At 58.2% G+C, this 22,101-nt stretch carries 17 protein-coding genes; 7 read left to right on the forward strand and 10 right to left on the reverse strand.

From position 1 onward, the window contains the following. Positions 1–67: 67 nt before the first annotated feature. From A4E33_RS02470 to A4E33_RS02490, 5 genes are all read left to right on the forward strand, one after another. Positions 68–1,384, forward strand: coding sequence for an NAD(P)/FAD-dependent oxidoreductase (locus A4E33_RS02470; RefSeq protein ID WP_292346074.1), 1,317 nt, complete (start codon positions 68–70; stop codon positions 1,382–1,384). Positions 1,385–1,444: 60 nt separating this feature from the next. Further along, positions 1,445–2,143 (forward strand): glycosyltransferase family 2 protein, encoded by a 699-nt coding sequence (locus A4E33_RS02475; RefSeq protein ID WP_292346076.1) that lies wholly within the window; start codon positions 1,445–1,447, stop codon positions 2,141–2,143. A gap of 29 nt (positions 2,144–2,172) precedes the next feature. Continuing rightward, complete coding sequence (locus A4E33_RS02480) at positions 2,173–2,580, forward strand: PaaI family thioesterase (RefSeq protein WP_292346077.1); 408 nt, start codon at positions 2,173–2,175, stop codon at positions 2,578–2,580. Between the two features lie 682 nt (positions 2,581–3,262). Continuing rightward, positions 3,263–3,823, forward strand: coding sequence for a ferredoxin domain-containing protein (locus A4E33_RS02485; protein ID WP_292346078.1), 561 nt, complete (start codon positions 3,263–3,265; stop codon positions 3,821–3,823). A 443-nt stretch (positions 3,824–4,266) separates the two neighbouring features. Next, the gene (locus A4E33_RS02490) at positions 4,267–5,346 is read left to right on the forward strand and encodes a GHMP kinase (protein WP_292346080.1); all 1,080 of its coding nucleotides are present in this window, start codon (positions 4,267–4,269) and stop codon (positions 5,344–5,346) included. 332 nt (positions 5,347–5,678) lie between these two features. Here A4E33_RS02490 and A4E33_RS02495 read toward each other — a convergent pair whose 3' ends face one another. Beyond that, entirely contained in the window at positions 5,679–6,341 is a 663-nt protein-coding gene (locus A4E33_RS02495; RefSeq protein ID WP_292346082.1) for a VTT domain-containing protein, read from the reverse strand. Positions 6,342–6,511: 170 nt separating this feature from the next. On the opposite strand from A4E33_RS02495, the gene A4E33_RS02500 reads away from it, so the two are divergent. Then, complete coding sequence (locus A4E33_RS02500; RefSeq protein WP_292346084.1) at positions 6,512–7,876, forward strand: PEGA domain-containing protein; 1,365 nt, start codon at positions 6,512–6,514, stop codon at positions 7,874–7,876. A gap of 552 nt (positions 7,877–8,428) precedes the next feature. On the opposite strand, the gene A4E33_RS02505 is transcribed toward A4E33_RS02500, so the two are convergent. The 3 genes from A4E33_RS02505 to A4E33_RS02515 form a co-directional block, all read right to left on the reverse strand. Continuing rightward, a complete protein-coding gene (locus A4E33_RS02505) occupies positions 8,429–9,748 on the reverse strand; it encodes a PEGA domain-containing protein (RefSeq protein WP_292346086.1) in 1,320 nt (439 codons plus the stop codon). Positions 9,749–9,912: 164 nt separating this feature from the next. Continuing rightward, positions 9,913–11,241, reverse strand: a complete 1,329-nt coding sequence (locus A4E33_RS02510) for a PEGA domain-containing protein (protein WP_292346088.1) — start codon at positions 11,239–11,241, stop codon at positions 9,913–9,915. Positions 11,242–11,309: 68 nt separating this feature from the next. After that, positions 11,310–11,936, reverse strand: coding sequence for a bifunctional 2-polyprenyl-6-hydroxyphenol methylase/3-demethylubiquinol 3-O-methyltransferase UbiG (locus A4E33_RS02515; protein ID WP_292346090.1), 627 nt, complete (start codon positions 11,934–11,936; stop codon positions 11,310–11,312). 267 nt (positions 11,937–12,203) lie between these two features. On the opposite strand from A4E33_RS02515, the gene A4E33_RS02520 reads away from it, so the two are divergent. After that, a complete protein-coding gene (locus tag A4E33_RS02520; protein WP_292346091.1) occupies positions 12,204–12,998 on the forward strand; it encodes a hypothetical protein in 795 nt (264 codons plus the stop codon). A gap of 366 nt (positions 12,999–13,364) precedes the next feature. Here A4E33_RS02520 and A4E33_RS02525 read toward each other — a convergent pair whose 3' ends face one another. The 6 genes from A4E33_RS02525 to cdhA all read right to left on the reverse strand — a co-directional run. Further along, positions 13,365–15,191 (reverse strand): ASKHA domain-containing protein, encoded by a 1,827-nt coding sequence (locus A4E33_RS02525; protein ID WP_292346093.1) that lies wholly within the window; start codon positions 15,189–15,191, stop codon positions 13,365–13,367. Positions 15,192–15,269: 78 nt separating this feature from the next. Continuing rightward, on the reverse strand, positions 15,270–16,718 hold the full coding sequence (acsC, locus tag A4E33_RS02530; protein WP_292346095.1) for an acetyl-CoA decarbonylase/synthase complex subunit gamma: 1,449 nt from the start codon (positions 16,716–16,718) through the stop codon (positions 15,270–15,272). Continuing rightward, positions 16,715–17,965 (reverse strand): CO dehydrogenase/acetyl-CoA synthase subunit delta, encoded by a 1,251-nt coding sequence (gene cdhD / locus A4E33_RS02535; RefSeq protein WP_292346097.1) that lies wholly within the window; start codon positions 17,963–17,965, stop codon positions 16,715–16,717. The genes acsC and cdhD overlap by 4 nt, the downstream gene beginning before the upstream one ends. After that, a complete protein-coding gene (cdhC, locus tag A4E33_RS02540) occupies positions 17,946–19,337 on the reverse strand; it encodes a CO dehydrogenase/CO-methylating acetyl-CoA synthase complex subunit beta (RefSeq protein WP_292346099.1) in 1,392 nt (463 codons plus the stop codon). Before cdhC ends, cdhD begins: the two co-directional genes overlap by 20 nt. A gap of 12 nt (positions 19,338–19,349) precedes the next feature. Further along, complete coding sequence (gene cdhB, locus A4E33_RS02545) at positions 19,350–19,889, reverse strand: CO dehydrogenase/acetyl-CoA synthase complex subunit epsilon (RefSeq protein WP_292346101.1); 540 nt, start codon at positions 19,887–19,889, stop codon at positions 19,350–19,352. Between the two features lie 6 nt (positions 19,890–19,895). After that, positions 19,896–22,101 (reverse strand): CO dehydrogenase/acetyl-CoA synthase complex subunit alpha (cdhA, locus tag A4E33_RS02550; RefSeq protein ID WP_292346102.1); only part of this gene is annotated, 2,206 nt, incomplete at its 5' end.

Below are 22,101 nucleotides of genomic sequence, written 5' to 3' on the forward strand. Positions count from 1 at the left end.
TTCTCCGGTATAACCTCCCGGCCGCGGATAATCAGGCATTTATCCACAAAGTTCCCATAGTTCCTGCGTGACAACAGCGATCCTTGGCGGAGGTCTCACAGGAGTGACCCTTGCCCGCCTCCTTCACGAGCGTGGCGAGAAGGTCGTCGTTCTCGAAGCGGAACCGGTGATAGGCGGGCTCTGCCGTTCCCGGCAGGAGAACGGGTTCACCTTTGATACCGGCGGCTCCCACATCATTTTTTCGAAGGATACCGAGGTTCTCGGGTTCATGCGCCGGATGATTGCGGGGAACGAACAGCGCAATGACCGCAACACCAAGATCTTCTACATGGGAAAGCACGTGAAGTACCCGTTCGAGAATGGGCTGTACGAACTCCCTCCCGACGACCGGTTCGCCTGCATCAACGGGTTCATCAACACTCTCATCGCTGTTGAGACGGGTAAGATCCGGCCGCCAAAGAATTTCCGCGAATGGATCTATTACACGTTCGGCCCCGGGATCGCCGAGTGCTACATGGTGCCGTACAACGAGAAGATCTGGAAATACCCCACGGAGAAAATGTCCCTGCACTGGGTCAACGGCCGCATTCCCCGGCCGCCGGTGGAGGATATCATAAAGTCGGCCATCGGCATCGAGACCGAAGGGTACACGCACCAGGCTGTCTTTTCGTACCCGCTGGACGGCGGGATCGAGGCGCTCGTTGCCGCGATCGCCCGGCCGGTCCTCCCGTTCATCCGGACCGGCTTCCGGGTAACCTCGCTGAAAAAAATCGGGTCCCTGTGGGAGATCAGCAACGGGACGGAGACAGTGACCACTGACCGGGTCATCTGTACGATACCGATCCAGCACCTGCTTCCCTGCCTTGAAAAGGTTCCGGCAAAGGTGACAAAGGCCTGCAATTCTTTAGTCTACAACTCTCTCATCTGCGTCAACATCGGCATCCGGGGCACGATCCCACCGGTTTCGTGGATGTACATTCCCGACCGGAACCTCGGGAAGACCAATCGCCTCTCGTTCCCGTCCAGCTTCAGCCGGCACACGGCGCCGGACGGCTGCAGCGCGATCCTCGCGGAGATCACCCACCAGCCAGGCGACGAGATCAGCACGATGACGGATGCCGAGGCAACGGAAGAGGTCATCGGGATGCTGGAGAAGATGCAGATCTGCACCCGGAACCAGGTCGTCTTCACGTCCGTGCAGCGCCAGCCGTTCGCGTACGTTGTCTACGACCTCGCGTACCAGAAGAACATTGCAACGGTCCGGGAGTTCTGCGCATCGAAGGAGATCCCGCTCGTGGGCCGGTTCGCGCAGTTCGAGTACCTGAACATGGACGCCTGCATCCGCAGCGTCATTGACTTCGTCGCACGATACCCGCGTGAATAATCCCCGGCATCATGTTTATGGGCAATCCTGCCCAACGTTTCTGTACGGAGACCCTTCTGAATGATTTCGGTTGTCATCCCCACCTTCAATGAAGAAGAGAACATCGCCCAGTGCCTGGTCTCGCTTACGCATCAGACCGTGCCGCGCAGCGAGTACGAGATCATCGTTGTGGACGGCGGCTCGAAGGACGCCACGTGCGAGATCGCGAAGAAATATGCCGACCAGGTCTTCACCCAGACCAGCCGGAAGGTCGGCGGGGCACGCAACGACGGCGTGATGGCGGCAAAGGGGGATATCATTGCAACAACCGATGCCGACTGCATCCTCCCGCCGCACTGGATCAAGCGGATCGCGGAGGATTTCAAAGACCCCGGCATTGCGCAGGTGTACGGCCCGGTGTATCCCATCGAGGAAGGCATCGGCAACCAGATCTCGCTTGTCATGGCAAACACCTTCTCCCGGCTCGGGTATTACAGCCGGACGTTCTACTACACGCTCGGGTGCAACACCGCGTTCCGGAAGGACGCGTTTGTCAAAGCCGGCATGTACCGCTGCATCGATGCGGGCGACGACCTCGAAGTCTCCATGCGGCTCAAGGATTACGGCCGCATCTACTTCGATAACCGTCTCAAGGTCGGGTTCTCGATGCGGCGCTACCAGAAGTTCGGCACTGTCCAGTCGATCTACGAGTGGATGCACATCGTGTCCGAAGGCGGCGAGAGCGCGAAATACTCCTACACGCAGAAGAAATACAAGTAGCCGGGCATGAATCCATCGTCAGTTACCGTATGACCAGCAGCCACACAAAACCAGATTCGGACGCAGTCAGGGAACAGGTGCGGCTCTTCAACGAGAGCGAGTTCGCCCGGCTCCTGAAGATGGAGATCCTCGAAGCATCGGACGGCTACTCGAAGGTCGTCATGGACTGCGCCGGCAAGATGAACCCCGGCGGCGTTGCCCATGGCGGCGCCATCTTCTCGCTTGCCGACCAGGCGTTCGGCATTGCCGCAAACTGCTGCGGCACGCACCGCGTCGCGGTCTCGGTGACCATCCATTACATCGCGCCGGCAAAAGGAAAACTCGTTGCGGAAGCCCGGCGCGTTTCAGACAACGGCTCCTGCGACACGTACCGCGTGATGGTGCACGAAGGCGACCGGCCGGTTGCCGAGTTCACGGGCGTGGCGTTCCGGGTGTGACCGCGGATCTTCCGGGCCGGGTTTTTTTTAAATTTTTTAATAAACTGACTTTGTTCACCCCAAACGATGAAAATTTCAGGATGGGGGATTTTTTTATGATGGCTCCCCGCCTCAGGGCCTCTTCGAAGCACGGCGGGGCTAGAGCAGGTCAGGGAAAACCGGTAATTGAAGGCTGCCGCGGGAGCGCCCCCGCGGGGGCGGCGGCATGTATCACAATGGGGGTATGGGGGCAATTGTCATAAAAAAACTATCCGGATGTTACATCCAGTGCACTCCCGGCCAAATCTGCCCCTGCCCGACCCCCCTTTCGTATCATCCGGAAAAAATGTGCGTGACACCGCCGTAATTTTCCGGAAAAACCCGACAATCTCCATGCGCAATCGTGGGGGGTCGGGCAGGGGCAGAATGGTTTTGGGCCGGGCCTGATGCATGCGATGAGCGTGCGAAATGGACAGTTGATACAGGCTAATCAGGCATTGGATTGACGATCTGCGGCTGTTTTTTTTTCTAAGAAAAACGCTTGCAGGTGGGATCTTGCCAGGGCAGGATGTACCGGCCCGACCCCCTCTTTATATGATCAGAAGGTATTCCGGGCAATCATTACACATTCAGTCCCAGGATGCTCTTGCGTGAACAAACCGCCCTCATCACCTTTATCCTCCCCCTCCCCCAACACTCCCTCATGACACCGGAAGAGAAAGGAGTTGCAGCGGTTGCGGACCTCATGGCGCTCGCGGCCCGGACCGCGCCTAAGGGTAAGGGCGTGGACACACTCGAGATTGTTGTGCTTGCGAAGAAAGACGTGAAGAAACTTGCAGCGCGGCTCGACAAACTGGGCGACGAGCTGGACCTCGGATTTTTCCACAGGGACGCAAAGAACATCGCGGCCTCGGACGGCTGCGTGATCATCGGCTGCCGTGGCCGCGAGGTCGCGGGCATAAGCTGCGGCGGCTGCGGGTATGCGACCTGCGCAGACTACACGAAAGCAGCAAAGAAAAAGCCGGGCGCGAAGACGCCGTTCGCCGGCCCCAACTGCGTATTGCGCATGGCCGACCTCGGGATCGCGGTCGGTTCGGCAGTCAAGACCGCACAGATCCACAACGTGGACAACCGGATCATGTACTCCGGCGGCGTTGCCGCGCTCAGCCTCGGGCTTTTTGGCAAATCGTGCACGGTAGCCTACGCCATCCCGCTCTCAGCAACAGGGAAGAACATCTTCTTCGACCGGCCGAGTTCGCATTAACCTTTTTTCTCTTAAGAAAAACAGAAAAAATGTCTGATTACGGTATGATAAGGTCACAGACGCTTGCCATCTCATCGGGCTTGTGCCATGAAGCAAAATAGTTCACAGGAAGCAATAGGTTTTTTTGGATTTATTCAAAATAGTGGTTTCTGTTCTAATGTCAATCGGTTTTCCAGTTGTTAATGCTCGAATTATGAGCCCTCCCCGCTTCAGGGCCGCTCCGCGGCACGGCGGGGCAAAAGCAGGTCCGGGAAAACAATATTTGGAGGCCGCCGCGGGAGCGCCCCCGCGGGGGCGGCGGCACGTATCAAAATGGGGGTATGGGGGCATCAGCCCCCATCATCATTTTGTTTTATTGAAAGATTTACTAATGACGTTCCCTGCCGCATCACGCGTGAATAATAAACCTTAACATATGGACGCTCCCAACAGGACTGTTACCTATGGCGAAGATGATGATACGCGGGGGCGATCTCGACCTCGTTGAGTACGAGTTCCTGACCTTCCCCCCGGGAAAGAACCTCAAGACGCTGGGTCTTGAGAAGAAGAAGTATGCCCTGAAACCGGTAAAAGGCACTATCCGGGTCAGGGCGCCTGCACGGATCCACCTTACCGTGCTCGACATGAACCGCTTTGCCCCGGACCATGCCGGTGGCGGTGGTGTCGGATTTGCTATTCAGATCTACTGCACGGCCGAAGTCAGCTGCACGAAAAAAGAGACCACGATCGATTACGAACGGGCAAAGATCGTTGAGAACTTCGTTGCGGTCTTCAAAAAAGCGGTCGGGTACACGGGCGGGTTTACAATAAAGGTAACCGACCACAAGCACCGTCATGTAGGTCTTGGCTCCACGAGCACGGTCATGATCGCGGTGGCAACCGCGCTGAACCAGGCGGTCGGCTCACCGCTTACCAACACCCAGCTCCGGCATCTCATCGGCCGCAACTATGTTGAGGAGTCCGCGGACGGCAACATCGCGTTCGGGTTCGAGACGGGTGTCGGCCCGGCAGTCAGCACCTACGGCGGCATGGCGGTCATGGGCGACGAGCTTTCACTCGCGTACCACCATGCCTTTGCCGAGGGAAAGAAGGTCTATATCGTCATCCCCTCGTCCGATATCTCTTCCGCGGGGACGCAGGAGTTCGACCTGCTGATGAACAAGGCCAGGAACCTGGATTACATGGACCGTGAACTGAAGGCATACATGTTCCTCATGGACCTTATCCCGGCACTCGAGCGCGGCGACCTGAAGAAAATCGGCGACATCATCTGGGAGATCGAGTTCCGGGGATCGAAGCGTGCGGAAGTCGAGCACCACAGCTTCAGGATCTACCACTATATGAGCAGCCTCCGCGAGGCAAAACTCGAGTTTGTCGGCATGAGCTCGGTCGGCCCGTCAATTGCCGTCATCACCGACAAGGATCAGAAAACCATCGAAAAAATCCTGAAACCGGTTGGCCTGAAGATAGCCATTGTCACGAAAGTGGACAACAAGGGCCTGCAGGTCACCCGGACCGGGTAATTTTTTTTCTTTGCAGAAACGGGTATGAATGATTGTTTCCGCCCAAACGATGGTAATTTCCAGAATGTCGGGTAATTATGATGGCACCCCGCATCAGGGCCGCTCCGCGGCACGGCGGGGCCAGAGCGGGTTCCGGAAAAATGGTAATTGAAAGCCGCCGCGAGAGCGCCCCCGCGGGGGCGGCGGCCGTTCATCTTAATTGGGGGTATGGCGGTCTCAACCCTCATGATCATGTCAGAAGTGTCCGGTTTTTTCAGAAATCCTGTTTTTAAAAAAAAACAGAGCCCCAAGAGCGTTAATCCAAAAATTTCTCCAGTTTTTTCCCCAAGCCGTCACTCGGCCGGTTTATGCGTGCGACGGCCCCACCACGCCTTCACAATGTTGTAGAATATCCACAGAAGCGTGCCGCCCGTGAGCAGGATGACTCCCACGATCAGCCAGCTCATATTCTCCTGTACGACCGTAAGTGTGCCGAAATAGTACCCTCCGATCACGAGCGCGAGCGTCCAGCAGATGCCACCGAGGGCATTGTAAAAGAGGAAACGCCGGTAATGCATGGTGCCGACGCCCGCGAGGAAGGGGGCAAAGGTGCGGACGAGCGGGACAAACCGCGCAACAAAGATCGTTGCACCGCCATACTTCTCGTAGAACGCGTAGGTGCGGTCGATATACTCCTTCTTCACGATGGTCGGGAACCGTTCCATGAAGAGGTGGAGCCCCACGTAATTGCCGATCCAGTAGTTGACCGTGTCGCCAATGACAGCCCCGAGGATGATCGCGATAAGGAGCCACCGGATGTCGAGCAGGCCGCCCGCTGCTGCAGCACCCCCGACAAAGAGCAGTGAATCGCCCGGCAGGAACGGGAAGATGACAAAACCCGTCTCGAAGAAGATGATGAAGAACAGGATGAAGTACGTCCAGACGCCGTACTCCTGGACGACTGCCGCCATGTTCTGGTCAAGATGCAGGAAAATGGGTACAAGCGAATCGATCATGACTGCCAGAAAATATTTCGCTTGGTATGTATATCAACCTAGATACCCGTACGGGATATGTGAGGGACTGCCAAGTGGTCATGGGAAGGGATACCGTACCCTGAAAGATTATCCTTGATGAGTGCTGAGTACTAGGATACCAGATAACTGATCCGGGAATGATATTTCTTATGTCGTACACGAAATCAGTCATCCTCTGCTGCCTGTTTCTTGCATGCCTGAGTTTTTTCATGGTTATGCCTGTACCGGCGTTCACCGCTGATTCACTCGAAATCACGGTCCAGGAAAATGGCGACGGGCTTGCCACGTTCCGCTTTACGCTCGAGGGCCTCATCGAGAATGCCATACCCCAGTCCATCCTTGAAGAGGAACTGACCAGGGGACTCTCTACAGGCCCGGAACCCCCGGAACTGAAATCCATGGACCGGTCGACTGCGGTTCTGCTGCTGAAGCATTTTGCCGATACCTCCGATGTCCCGACAGGAAAGGAATACCGGACCGCAACAATGGATTTCAAGAAGGCCCAGGCTGCTCTGAAGAACTCCGCCCTCAGCGGTGCGGTGACCGCGGACTTTTCCCCGTCAACAATCTCCCTTACCTTTCCCGATAATTTCCGGAAGCAGTATACCAATGTTGATGTCCTGCCGGCTGTCTTCCACACGGTTGAAGACCCGGTAAAGGTCGCAAGGCTCCAGGCAGAAGCCGAGGCCCGGGCAGAGGCAGAAGCACAGGTACTGGCACAGGCACTCCAGTCACAGGGTGTCACCGGGAACCCGGCCGCCACCGTGACAACCGGGGAAACAGGTGCAATCAACGTCAGTTCATCGCCGCAGAACGTGAAGGTCTCGCTTGACCGTCACTATATCGGGGAATCGCCGGCGCTCTTCCGCGGTATTACTGCCGGTACCCACCTTATGGAATTTTCCAAAGACGGGTATGCAACGGTGACCAAGAGCGTGCTGGTCAATCCCGGAAAGACCACCAACATCATGGTTGTCCTCACCCATGTCTCCTCCCCGGCCGCAGCACCCGTTGAAGATTCTTCCACCTCCTCCCTGCTCCCCTTCGCCATCATCCTGATTGGCATCCTTGTCCTGTGCATCGGAGGATATTTCTTCTGGATCGAGAAGGAGAAGGGCACACGGAAGAGCAGGACTGCACGGAACAACGGCACCACTGCTGCGGATGCACGGAAACCTATCCCGATCACCATCCTTGACGATGCCGCTGTGGCTGCAAAAACAAAGACTGCGGAGACTCCGCCAATGGGAGTAAACGGGAACATCGCTGCTGCCGGTGCAGGAACACCGGGGGTCGTTGCAGCGGCCGGTGAACCCGCTCCCACAGAAAGTGCAACGGAGACACCAAAACCGGCAACGGCCGGTGCTGCACTGGCAGCAAATACCGGTGCGGATAATACTACAATGCAGCCAGGAACTCCGGACACCTCCCCGCGTGACACGAAGGGAGATGACACAGCCCCCGCACCTCATCCCGCCCCCGAAGATGAAGATACCGGCGACGAGTGCCGGTAAGGGCCCTCTCTTTTTCCAGCCCTGATGACGGGAATGCGGATCACGCAGGTACATCGAAATAATGGCTCATCAGAAATCATCGTGTACCGTTGTCAACGGTTTTTGTGAGGGTGCCCCCTCTCTCGTCGAAGAAAGCGGACTGGTTCTTCTGCGGCCACCCTGTGGCCGGACCCCGGAGGAGTGGCAGCGAAGATGCTTCGCATCTTTCGATTTCACAGTCTGATGACTGCCCAATAAACCCAAGGGAGCAGGCCCTCTTGACACCCCGCGCCTGAAAAAATACTTCACATACTTTTCTTTCCAAAGCCATGTTCCACGGGGCAAGCACGGATGTGGCGGCGAGCGCCCGTGGCCCCATCGCAATACAATTGAATATTGTTGTTAGATTTACAACAGAGGGAAACAATGATCCCGGGAGGATATCCGGGACATAATCACGGAAATTTTCTTTTTTCCTGGAGGCGGATAAAAATCTTCAAAGTCTGTCATACCGGTCAGAGATCAAAAAGAAGATGCAGATCGTGGATAACCGGCAGTGGCCGGCAAAAAAGGTTATTCCGGTTTTCCCGAGACAATAAACCCGAGTATCCCGAGAGCAAGGAGCACGGTCAGCACGAACGCCGGGGATTTCGGCGCAGGAGTGACCGGGAGCAGGGCCGCGGAGACCGTGCTGGTGGTTCCCGCATTGACAAGGGCACTGGTGGAATAATCCTGGTACCCGTCCATCCGGAACGTTACGAGATGCTCGCCCACAGCGATATCGTGGGCGGTGAGCGGCGAGATTCCGATGAAGTTGTTGTCGACAAGGATATTTGCACCGGACGGGCTGGATGAGACGGACAGGGATCCGGTCCCGGAGGGGGCGCTCTCCGGAACCATGACCGCGCTCACTTCGGAGACCGTGTTGGGGGATACGCTGGTCCTTACAGTGTACCGTTTATACCCGGCGCGGTCAAGTACAACCGTATGGTCCCCGGCAGCAACGCTATTCAGTTTCAGGGAACCGCTGGACGGGGTCTGGCCGACCGCGTTGCCGTCAAGCGTTACTGATGCGCCGCCCGGACTCGACGATACGTAGATCCAGCCGGTCGAACTCGAAGGCATCGGGTTGAGGGTTGCCGATACCGTCCGCGTACCGCCTTCGGGGACCTCGACTGTGGATTTCCAGTCATAATAGTTGGGGGAATCCAGCTGCAGGAGATGGGTGCCTGCCGCAACATTGCTGATGGTAAGCGGGGTCCTGCCTTTGTACATACCGTCCAGCATCACCGTCGCATCGGATGGGGTTGAAAGGATGTAGAGCGCGCCGCTCGAGCTGATGGGCGACAGCGGGCAATAGACCGACGAGTGGGTATCCGGGGATATGGAGGTTGTTGTTGTGAATGTCCGGTACCCGCTCATCTCCGCCGAGACTGTATAGTCGCCCGGCCACAGACCGGATATCGTGAGCGGTGCCCGCCCGCGGTAGCTCCCGTCAAGGTAGATATCGGCACCGGCCGGCGAGGATTCTACCGATATGGATCCGGTGCGGACGGGTGGTGAGGTAGTCGGGGAATAGATCGGGTTCAGCGTGGCATAGACCGTGACCGTCTGCCCTTCAGTAGGCATCGTGAGCCCCCCGCTGTAGGTCGTGTATCCGGATTTTGAGACCGTGATGGCAGAATACGGTGTTGCGGTGGTATATACCGGGACCGTCAGCGATCCCCCGCTTGTGACGCCCTTGTACTCCCCGTTGAAACTGACCGCGGCACCGTCGACGTTGCAGTCAACCCGGATCCATCCCTCGCCCCCGCCAATCATTTCGCCGGTTACCGGTAGCATGACAAGGAAGAGGACACTTATCAGGATGCATGGCAGCATAACGTTCTTCATGGATATCTTCTCCGGATGATCGTTACACGTATTGTCTTAAAAAGGGGCCGGGGGAAAAATAAAGACTGCCTGGAACAACGGATGATCAAAAAGGTATCCCTGAAGGCCTTGCCGATAACATAGCTGCAGGCCGTTTCCCGCTGAAAAGGAGGCTGGACCGGAGTTCAGCGGCGGAGCCGGCGGAAGCAGATGCCAAGGATGCACAGGGCCATGATAACGATTGCCGGGGGAAGCGAGGTATGCAGGCTGCGGGTGACCGGCAGGAGCGTAGCAGTCACGTTCCGTTGCGTGCCCGCCCCCACAAGAACACTGAGGGAAAAATCCTCGTACCCATCCAGCCGGAGCGTAATCTCATGGTTCCCGGTAGCGATGATATCGGCGGTGAAAGGCGTTGTCCCCACGGACTGGTTATCGACAAAGACCATTGCACCGGGAGGTTCGGACATTACATAAAGGGATCCCGTGGCAGAGGGGCCGGAGACGGGTTCAAGCGTCGCGTTCAGCGCGGAGACCTGGTTGGGCACCACCGTGGTTCTGATAACATGGGACCGGTAGCCGGAGAGGACGACAACAACCGTATGCTCGCCGGGAGAGATCTCGTCCAGGTTCAGAGTGCTGTTGACCGGTGTCTTGCCGGCATATTCGCCATCAAGGGTGACCGACGCGTTGCCCGGGATCGAAGAGATCGTGATCCACCCGGGCGCATGCGATGGTTCGGGCGTCAGGTTGACGGAGACTTCTTTCAGACCGGTTGCCGGGACATTTACCGTTGATTTCCAGGGTTTGTAGCCCGGGTATTCCAGCTCGACGATATGGATACCTTCAGCAATATTTTTCAGCGTGAGGGGCGTTACGCCTTTCTCGGCGCTGTCGAGCCGAACCTTTGCACCCGGGGGTTTTGTCGTGATATTGATCCCGCGGGTGATCTTGTCGTCGTTCTCATCGAGGACAGCTGCAACAACTCTGGTCCCTGTTGCAGGGACCACGACTGTTGTCTCCCAATCATCGTAACCGGAAAGGTTTACTACGACATGGTGCGAACCCGGCGAAGCATTCCCCAGCATAAGCGGCGTTTCGCCCCGGAGGACTTCATCAACGTACACGTTTGCCCGCGGCGGGGTGGACATGACGTAGAGCCCGTTGCCGGACTTGTCCGGGATCAGCGGGCAGTACACAGATGACCGGGTAGGCCCTGAAATTGTGGTCTGGGTGAAATAGTCTTCAAATCCGGGCATCTTGACCGTTATGGCATAGTTACCCTTGAACAGGCCGGTGATGGTGGCCGGTGAACGGCCATAGTTCATACCGTTCACATACACAATCGCGCCGGGAGGGGAGGTTTCCACAAATATCGAGCCGTACGGGCCGTCAGGATACGATGTAGTCGGGACAGGGACGGATCCGTTCTGGTACGGGCAGGTAAAGGCCGCACCTGGGGAAGACAGGACGAGAAGAACCAGAAACAGAATGATATCGGCGGAGAATTTTTTCATACATTACACTGCTGGTGGTAGGTTACTTGCACCACCTAGAAAGGGTTTGTGGCGCTGACAGTGAGTTTTTATTCCGGTTTCCGGAACACCGCAGCGATTTCGGCGCGGGGGTGCACGATTCCCCGGATCCGCATCTCCCACCGGTGCTCCTCCAGAGAGAGGAGATCCAGCCCGCAGAAGAGGTTCCGTACTTCGCCGGCCGTGAAGTAATGGGTGGCAATCCCCGTCTTCCTCAAAAATGTGCCTGGCCCGATCTCTGTGCCCCGGCCGTACCGGAAATCGCTGACTGAGAAATCGCGGAAGTACAGTCTGCCATGGGGGGCGAGGAGCCGGAATACTTCGTCAGCAAGGTATGCCCGATCAGGAACCGGCAGATGGCCTGCGATGTGGGATGCCATGATCACGTCAAAGGATCCGGGACGGAACGGTGCTGCCAGCGTACTGGCCACCAGAATCTCGGCTTGCCCCAGCCCCGTACAGGCACTGCGGCACAGCGCAGCTGCCCGGGAGGAGATATCAATGGCAGTGACCGGGCAGCCGGCCTGCGCCAGCGCCGCTGTCGTCCTGCCATCCCCGCACCCGAGCTCGAGAACCCGGCTGCATTGCGACAACCGGGGGAGTGGCGGGGGGCTGCCACCCCAGAGCCGGCCGCGTTGCCGGTATTCCATATCCCACGGGTCAGTTCCGCTTTCCATTCCTGATCAGGGTGGTGCAGGTAAACCGATAATCGTTTGCTGGCGTGAGAAATGCAGGCACCATGCAACGGGCAGTGCGGTTCACGGATACGTTGCGGCTGCCAGACACAAGGGGATAATCCGTTTTATTATACGGCCACATGCCAACCAAAGCACTCATATAAATGTGAATAAAAAGATAATTCAGGGAAAGGAGAACCATACGCACCTGACAATCATCCTTTCACGGCGGGATATCGTGCCGTTCCATCTCTCCCGGGGACACGAATGACCGAGATCATCTACCATCAGTACCAGAAGGTGGACAAGAACCATACCAGACATTCCTACCTGATCGATGTAGACGAAGAGATCGAAGTCCAGCAGATCATGGAATACAAGTGGAAAGTCTTTGACAGTGTCATCCTGAAACCCCCCCATCCCAGGACCCGTTTTTTCGAGCTTGTCATCACGGAATTCCGCGATGGCAGCTCGACCATCATCGATGACCTCCATATCTTCCCGGTCATCGCCCGTCAGAACCCCGACATACGGATACTCGGTTTTACTCTGAAAAAGGGGAACTGGGAGATTGACGAACGGATCTACAAGAAAGCCAACACCACCGAGATCCAGTGGATTTACACGGACGATTTCCACCTCTTTGCAATCACACACGCCACCGAACCTCTCGATACTGTCGTCGACCAGATTGTGACGAAGATTGACGAGATTGCCGTGGCCCTGCGGAGCGGTTACCGCCTCCCCTCGCACATGGAAAACCAGCGGATGCGGCGGGAAACCTTCGATTCCGTTGTCGACAGCCATAACGGCATCACCATCAACAAGACCGCAGTCCTCAAGCACCCCGAGTTCCAGCTGGTCGCGGAGCTTGGCGACGGCGACCGTAAGAAGATGCAGGACGAGATCCTCCGCGATCTCGTGGCGCTCGGGGCAACGCTCGACACCTTCGGCGGGTCGAACAAGATCATCGCCAAGATCGAGATCCCCGAAAAGACCGATATCAACAAGCAGCTGGCCCATATCGAGGAACTGCAGGATCTCGGCTGGCTGTTTGAGTAATTGTATTCCGTTCTCCGGATTTCCTGTTTTTCGTGATGATTATCTCGCGTGTGTCGGCACCGCTCTTTTCGTATCGTCGTGAGAAAAATGATTTCACATGAAAATTTCGCTTAAATACACTATGGATGGGGGCTGATCCCCCCATACCCCCGCCCCTTTGCAATATCTGCTGCCGCCCCCGCGAGGGCGCTCCCGCGGCGGCCTTCAACGCGCGTTTCCCGGAACCTGCTCTGGCCCTGCCGTGCCGCGGAGCGGCCCTGATGCGGGGAACACTCATATCAATTCAGAATGTTTTACCATTTTTCATCGTTCCGGTTGTTCATCTCCGTATCACGATAGTTTTTTTCTATAGTCGAAAAAGAGGGTTCATGAAAAATATTCTTTCTTCCCCGGTATGTGGAGCGCGGCCGTGTACTCCTCGATGAAATCCGTGTCGATCAGGAGGTCGATGTATACCATCTGCCGGCTGATCGCCTGCGCCTGTGTGCGCATGTCCTGCGACAGGAGACAGGCCATGGCACCGGACAGCGAACCATTGCCCACCGAGTGGTATTCCGCATTTTTGAAATCCGGGACAATACCGAATGCAATGATGTTCTTCATATCGGAGAATGCCCCGAATGCTCCGGCAAGGAAGAGATGGCGGATATCACGTGTACGGACACGGTATTTTTTCATGAGCACGCCGATGGCTCCGCAGACCGCGGCTTTTGAGTCCATGAGGTAGAGCATGTCCTGTGCCGTGATACAGATATCACGCCCGGTCCCGGTCTTTTCATGGGAGACCAGGAGAAACTCGGGACCGTCCGCGCCGGTACGGACACCGGGTTTTGACCCGACCAGTTTCCCGGTAAAATCCAGGATACCCGCCGATACCATTGCTGCGGCTGCATCGATAATGCCGGAACCGCAGATCCCGAGGGGGGGTGTATTGCCGATGGTGGTGAAGGAGACCGTGCAGCCGGACGGATCGATCGTCACGTGATCGATCGCTCCCTGCATGGCCCGCATCCCGCTGGAGATCCCGGCACCCTCGAATGCCGGGCCCGATGCGCAGGATACCGAAGCGAGCCAGTCCCCACTGCCAAGAATGATTTCCCCGTTCGTCCCGAGATCGATTATGAATGACAGGTCCCGGGAAGCCGGCATGCCGCTGACAAGCACGTCCCCAACGGCATCGCCGCCAACGAATCTGCTGACTGCCGGCAGGATCCATGCACAGGCACCGTCACAGGCTTCGATCTGCAGCGAGCGGGCCGGAACAATGACCGGATCGCGGGAAATATCCGGATTCGGCAGATCAAGACCGCGGGTATCCCGCCCGAGAAGGAGATAACTCATGACCGTGTTGCCGGCAATGCAGACATCTGCAATATCCTCATGAGGCACGTTTGCGGCGGCAGCCAGTATCCCGATGACCTCGTTGATGCTCTGAACCGCGGCTTTCCGGAGATCTTCCCGCCCGTCAGGAGTTCGGGCGTGGGTGATTCGTGTCAGGAGTTCCTCGCCGAACGTGATCTGACGGTTCATGGCAGAAGCACCGGCAAGGTTTTTCCCGGTGACGAGGTCCACAAGAGCCCCGGCAACGGTTGTTGTACCGAGATCCACGGCAATACCGTACAGCCGGTCGCGGGTATCGCCGCTTTCAATACGGATCACTTCGGGGTACCCCCTCGCGGCAGTAATTGTGACGGTAACCATGCCGTCCGCCGCAAGGAGTTCATCGTGCTGCTGCCGTGTCATATGCGGCCGTGTCCCCGTGTACCCTTCGAGACGAATCGACCGGTGTGCGGCGGGGAGGCCGGTCCCGGGCGATGGTTTGAGGAGATACTTCCTGACAACCGGTGCGGGAACGATATGAAGATCGGTGTGTGAGACGAGAATCCGGGGTTGGCTGATCCGGCTCTCGACGGGAATGATAAACTCGCAGTCACCGGTGACCAGGGTCTGGCAGGCCCGGCAGTACTGCCGGCCGATCTCTTCCGGGGTCAGGCCTTTGACACTCGCAGGGGAACCTGCTGTCGAGGATCCTTTGACGAAGACCACCCGGCACTTGTTGCATTCACCCTTTCCGCCGCAGACACTCTCGAACGGGATCCCGGCCTGACGGATGGCTTCGAGCACGGGCGTGTTTACCGGGACAGTGGCCATCCGGGCCATTGGATGGAATATGACACGGGCTGTATCAGGCATGGCCTTCCTCACTAAAAACGGATAGGGGAATTTCTGTCGGTAAGCGTGGCATGACTGGCATCGCGTTGGGTGGGGGGTTCAGGCCGGTTTCGGGGGCCAGCGTTCCCGGAGGTACTGGGACAGTCCCGACGAGTCCTTCGGCCCCACAAGGATCCTCCAGCCGCTCGCCTCCTCCGTCTCGCCGCTGAGACGGGCGGCGAGGCCGGGGATGACGAGGGTCTTGTGATCCACCAGCTGTGTGGCGTCAGTCTCTTTGAGCGCTTTCACGATCGATTCGGCAGAGAAATACCGGCCGGCAACTGCGCTCTCGACGCTGAGACCCCCGGTATCAACAACAATGAGATAACAGTCAAGGCCGGCGGTCTTGATGTCGGATTCCACGGTGAAGAAGGTGAGCGCGTAGTTGGTCGTAATGAGCACCGGAGAGTTCCTGCCGGGGTTGCCGAAGGTCCGGATGCCCGCTTCCACCGAGACCGGTTTCCGCGGATCTGTGTAGAGGCTGAACCGCCAGATCAGCTGCGGCAGGAGGACCCAGCCGTCAAGGCTGTGCATGATAAGCAGGTCGGCATACCGGGACATGAGCATGGACGCCGTGATCGTCTCGCGCCATTTCAGGACATCCATGGAGATCTCCTCGCCAATCCAGACCGCGAGCGGCACTCCCAGCAGGGGATACCCGAAGAGTTCATCGAGATCCCTGCAGGCAGATGCCCGGATCGCGGTGAAGGTATGGATCGTCTCCGACAGTCCATTCTCTGCAAGCGTGCCGGGATCGAGTACCATATCAGTTATTCCGCAGGCCTTCAGGGTTTTGACAAGGCTGCGCAGGAGCGCGGGATCCCCACCGGCATGGACAACGAGAGGAGCGTGGTAGGCGAGTGCGAGATCGGCCATGGACTTCCAGTTCTTTTCCGTGGCAGCGTACATGAGCGGCCGCCGGTCCTTTGCCTCGGCAAGGCCTGCTTCCATGACAACCGGGTTGGTGGTGCAGAGGATGAGGGGCAGCCCGGTAGCACCGGCAACGGTCCGGACCGTGGCGGCGAATACTTTCGGATCGCCGGATACCGACCGTATGGCAACTGCGTTGAGGCTCAGGGTCCTGCCGATATAATGGTAGGTAAACTCAGCGATCTTCCGGACCCGCTCCTGCAGGTCTTCTTCCGGCATCAGGTCATCGACATCGATTGCTACCGCGGTCGGGTTGTGATACGTGAACTCGTGACGCTGCAGCACGTATTTCCCGCCGATGGTGCAGGTATGCGCGCCCGTGCCGAAGGTGACCGCACGTACCGGCGGCGCGAGGAGAAACTCAAGATCGGATCGGGCAGCTGCGTATTCGTCCGCGAAGATGGGGGGGCAGTTATGGATCGTGAGTTCGCCGTTGACAAGGCGGGTCGCAAAGGCCATGCAGTTGGACTCGCGGCATTCCTGGCAATTGGTCCGGGGAAGCAGCTTGTACACATCGATCGGGCTGATCTCCCGGATACTCTTCTTTTTCTGCACGGTACCGGTCGTTTCGCCCGTCATGATATCCTCGCCCCCACCCAGTCGCCCACCGGCCCAGTGCCGGCCCTGTTGTTTCGCGTGCCGAGCCGGTGGATGACATCCTTGAGTGTCAGGACCGATGCCGGGTGCATCATCATGAAGAGATCGATGCCCGCAAGCAGGAGGGTCAGGGCATTTAAGGTCTCCCAGACAGGCCCGCGGAGTTCGCGGGGCCCGTACTCCGGCGCCATGACCATCCATGCTTCGCGGGCGGCCCACGCGTTCGTAGCAGCAGAGATAACCGGATGGGCAAGTTCGGTGTCGCCCATGAGAGCAGCGTACCGTGCACGCTCGTGGATGGTGAAGGAGTACTCAAGGCCGTAGCCGAGTGCGACCGTGGTCAGGTCCATAACAATCTGTTCCGGGGGGATGAATTCGTAGAGCCGCCGGTTGAGTTCCTTTGCATTGTTCAGTTCAAGGCCGGTAAACGCAAGCAGAACATGGCCGTGGTCGCGGGCGGCTGCCGCTACGGTCCCGAGGGTCTTTGCTTCCGCCATGTCGAGCGTGACCGAGTTCAGGAGCAGGCGCTCCCCGGCAGCCATCGCGGCGACCTCTGCAAACACGGCAGCATCCTTCTTCGGGTCACCACAGCCGCCGATGATGAGCGGGACGTCGACCGCCTGAAGGATCTCTTCGACCGTCCGGGCAGCATCCCGGGGCGAAGCATCGCGGAAGAGCGGGTCGGTGCTCATCAGGTGGATCGTGATGATATCGGCTCCGAATTTTTTCACGTTCATGCGGGCCCATTCGGCCGGGTCGTCCATGACATCCGCAATATGCTCGCGGAGTACCCGGGGAAGGGAGATGTTCATGTCAAAAACATCGAGAGAAATTGCAGGCGGGTTCTTCGGAGGAATCAGGATGTCTGCATACGCGGGGGTGGTAGCCCCGCCGATGGTCACGGTCTTTCCCCTGCTTCCCCCGCTGGCTTTTGTTGCACCCAGCACGACCTCGCGGACACTGCCGGGATAGGAGACGGCCCGGGGCTCGTATAATTCGCGAAGCAGCACGTCAGGTTTCTGCGGGGCGGCCTGACGCATCACCGAAGAACCCTGCATGGCGGGAATGCCGGAAGATGGGATGAACAGATCGAGATCGCCGATCTCCATCGAGAAGTCCTCGAGCTCGACCTGACGCACACCCTTCAGGAGCTCGAGGAGCTGCGGGGCGATCTTCAGGATATCGTTGCCGCCATTGCGGGCCGGTTCCTTATTTTTTCTGTGCGCCATGCAGGTCACCCCCGCTGTCGTCCGTCGCCCTGACCGGTACGATGATCACTTTTTCGGCAGTAATCCTTGCGTTCTTCAGGATGATGCGGTACCCGTTTGCCGTTATGGGGATATCGCCCGCGGACACAACCACGGGTTGAGATGGGGCCTGCTCCGCTGCAGTCCACCGCTGCACAACCGGGTGGTTGCGGGATTCGAGGAAGGCCTTCAGTTCGGGGATGTTTGTTACATCTTTTTCCGTGGCGATGGACGGGAATACTGAAGCGGGGATGAAATCCTTCAGACGTTCCTTGGTCTCTGCCGGCATCCAGACGACCCGGTCGTAGCCCCCGTCAGCGTGCAGGAACTGCGGCGACCGCATGTACTCGATCGAGATCCCGTGGAAACCGTCCACCTGCCTCCCGCCGGCTGTTGAATCCGCCATGGTGGAGAAGGGGAGGCCGTTGACCGTGACATCGCGGAATCCCCGGAGGACAACCCCGAATCCGTCGGCCTCCGGTATGTAGAATGCTATTCCTTCAAAGCAGCCGCAGGAGGTGTGTGGATACCCGAATGCCGAGTAGAGGAAGACGCGGCTGATCTCTCCCATGGACCGCTTCTTCGCGCTCTCGTTGACACCGGAGTATTCTCCTTTCTCCGGGTCGATGCATTCGCCTTTCTCAATGGCATAGATGGGTCCTTTCGGGTCGATACCGGCAGCAGCCCTCCCGTCGAACCAGCTGATGGCGCCGCAGTTGGCGTACCGCTGGGGGGTGATGACACAGATGTGGGTGGGAGCGAAGGACTGGCAGAGCGCGCAGCCATAGAACACGTCCACGTCCTTGTCAGACAGCCCCCGGGCCCTGGCGTCCCGGGCATCGTAGGCCGCAAGGGCTTCCCGGTAGAGCGGTCCCAGTTTTTCCGGGTCCGTGATGAAGGTGATCTGGACCTTCTCGAGGATCGGGAGCTCGTTGCGGAAGAGTTCGAGCATGACCTTGCCGATATAGCGGAAGGTGTTGAGTCCTTTCCTGAACGACTTTTTCGAGAGGCGTATCCAGATATCGTACCGCTGGTTGAGGTGCATGAACCCCTCGATGTAGTTGGAATATTCATGGATCCGGCGCTCGATAACGCCTTCGAGGTCCGGTTCAACCCGGGCACCCGCAACTTCTACAAGGATCCCGAGAGGGTAATGCTTTCCCTCTTCCATGCTGCCGATATCGGGGCCGACAATGGAGATATCGCCATCCGTGATCGAATCCAGCGGCCTGACACGGACCAGCTCACATTTCTCCGGTTCGTTCGGGCCGCCCAGCTCGACCTGCATGTCGTTCTTGCGAACCCGCTCACCTTCATGAACAAGGCCGACTTCAACAGGTATCTCCTCAAACATGGTACGCCCCTTTCAGTCCCCCAGGCCATCGACAATGCCCTTGAGGTTCACAATCCAGTCCTTGATGGTGCTGTTCGGGAACGACCAGCTGGCATTGGGCTGGTACACGCAGTCAAGCGTCATGGTCTTGAGGTTCGGCGCGAAATGCTTGAGGCCGGAGAGGATGGTCCACTCCATGTAATAGGGAAGACCGACAAAGAGTGCGAGATCATAGGGATCCTTGCCATCGAATCCTTTCCACGAGGGATCAGTCAGGCGGTTTGCGATATCGACTGCCGGCATGAGTGCGGCAGGCCGGAAATCCCGATCCAGGAACTCCCTGTTGGTGCTGGCGGTCGTCACGATGGGGATATTTGCCTTCCGCGCCAGCTCGATAAGGAAATCGATAAGCTTCTGCCGTTCAACATCGTACTCGATGATCCCATGGCCGACGATCATGATGGGGCGTTTTGCCCGCCGTATCATTGCATCGGCGATATCCGGTTTCATGATGAGCGAGGCCTTCTTTGGCCCGGGGATCTCTGCTGTCTGCCATGACTCGTTCAGCGGCATTGTCTCTCACTCCTTCCTCGCGTGGACCAGCCTGGGGAGGAGCGTGGGGTCCGGGATCGGCTGCTCCTGCCAGTCATGGTGTTTCAGGTGCGCGATGACTTCGTCTTTCATGGTGAGCGGGACATCCGCGGTGTTCCGGACGAACAGGTGAACGTCGGGCGGAATGCCCCCGACCAGGCGCTTGTGCAGGTCGATGTAGTTGGCCAGCTTGTTTGCCCTGCCCTTGCCGGTATCATTGGGGCGCATGGCCAGTTTTGCGATCATCACCATTGCCTCCTCCTTTGTTTCGGCAGCAAAGAAGAGGTGTTCAGGCGCGGGGCCGGCGTACACCTTCTCACCGCTGCGGGCATCGTACACGTACCAGTCCTCCTTCCGGTCGGACCTGCCAAGGAGCATGCGGCGGTATTTCGTGCCGTGAGGCCCGACAACGACCGGTATCCCGAGGCGCCAGAATCCGGCCGCAATCGCGGCTGCCTTCTGGGACATCGCGCCCCAGGCTACGCCAACTGCTCCAACCCGGTTATGGACATAGTCCGCGATCTCCTCATAGTTACCGCGGAGCGGTCGCTTGGCAAAGATGCTCGCGATCTTGATCGCGGCCCCGGCGATATGGGCGTTTGCAACGCACGACCCGACATTGACGATACCGCCGGCCTCGAATGCGCCGGAGAACTGCTCATACACCGTTTTGCCGTCTTCGTCGCGGTACATGCCGGCGGATATGGCAGAGCAGCCTGACGTGCAGACAATGTAGCGGCGCCGTGCAAACTCTGCGCACATCTCGGCAACCTCGCGGGAGCCCTTCGGAAAGTTGGCGCACCCGACGAATGCAACGACACCGGGGATCTCGCCGAGAACGATAGGACCGCCGACCTTCCGGATCTCGGTGTCCTGGATCGGCCCCCTGCCGGTCCGGACACAGTACGAGGCGCACCGGGTCTTTTCATCGGTAGCAGCAAGGATGAGGGAATGAACCGGGAGCTTCTGGGTACAGGCAGACTCGCATCGTCCGCAGCCGACACAGTCATCGTAGAGTTCATCCAGAAGGGACAGGTTGCCGCCTGCGGCTGCCTTGATCGCCTGCGCAATCGGCAGGTCATTGGGGCACGCACGCCGGCAGAGCATGCACTGGGTGCACTTCCGGGCAAGCTTCTGGAGATCCTCTGTTGAGATCTCGGCGCTATGCTTCTTCCGCTTCGGCGCAACCGAGCGGGCGGTCATGACAGCAACTTCCCCCGCTTTCTCCGGGTCCAGGATGAGTGCCGCGGGAACGCTCCCGTCCACGAACCCCTTCACGATCTCGTCGACCGGATCGCGGGTCCGGTCCGGCAGGCCGAGGCAGTTCTTTTCGTTTGTCGCGATCAGCGGGGACTTTACCTTTGCAGCCTCGAGGATAGTGTCCGTGCGGACGCACTGCTCATCGATGACAATGACATCCGGCATGCCGCTCCGGATATAACGGAGCTGCCACGAGATGGGACCGATAACCTTTGCCCGCGGGGAGTACCGGGTGATGTCCAGCGCCGTGCAGCAGATACCGGTCACCTCCACTTCGGACTGGAGTCCCTGGTCACGAATGTAGTCAATGATCGCCGTTGACGGCACAACGTTATGGCCGATGACGAGGATGACCGGTTTTTTCGTATCAACCGTGCCAAGGCCGAGGTCAGCCAGCGGAGACTCTGGATCGGCCCGTGGATAATTGAGCACCGAGATCTGGGCAATATCGGCAACTTCCATGCCCAGCTGGTCGATCATGCCGGCATGGAAAACCTTGGACTCGAAGTCGAGGCTGCTCCCTTCCTGGCCGGTATGGGTGACCGCGAGAAGCTGGGTGACCTGGTTCTCACAGTAATCGAGAACTGGTTCAAGGTCCCCGAGCGTTTTCGGCCGGATCCCGCAGACCAGCCGGGTAACCGGTGCTTCCACTTCCACGCCGACATCCCCGACATTGATCGGGTGGTCCCTGCCGGAGGTTTCTATCAGGTGGTTCAAAAGTTCCCGCGAGTGGCCGATATGGGTCGCGGCCCCGATGCATGCCGCGATCAGGACGATACGGGACTGCTGGGCCGGCATCGTGATACCGCATGCGCCCCGCTTGTGGTTGGTCAGGTCGCACTTCCCGTACGTGCAGAGGCAGCAGAGATCGCAGAACGGCATATAAAACGGTTTGTACCGTGCGAGGAGGGTATGGTCCCATGAACGGAGTGCA

It is taken from the genome of Methanoregula sp. PtaB.Bin085 (assembly GCF_002067035.1).
Classification (GTDB): domain Archaea; phylum Halobacteriota; class Methanomicrobia; order Methanomicrobiales; family Methanospirillaceae; genus Methanoregula.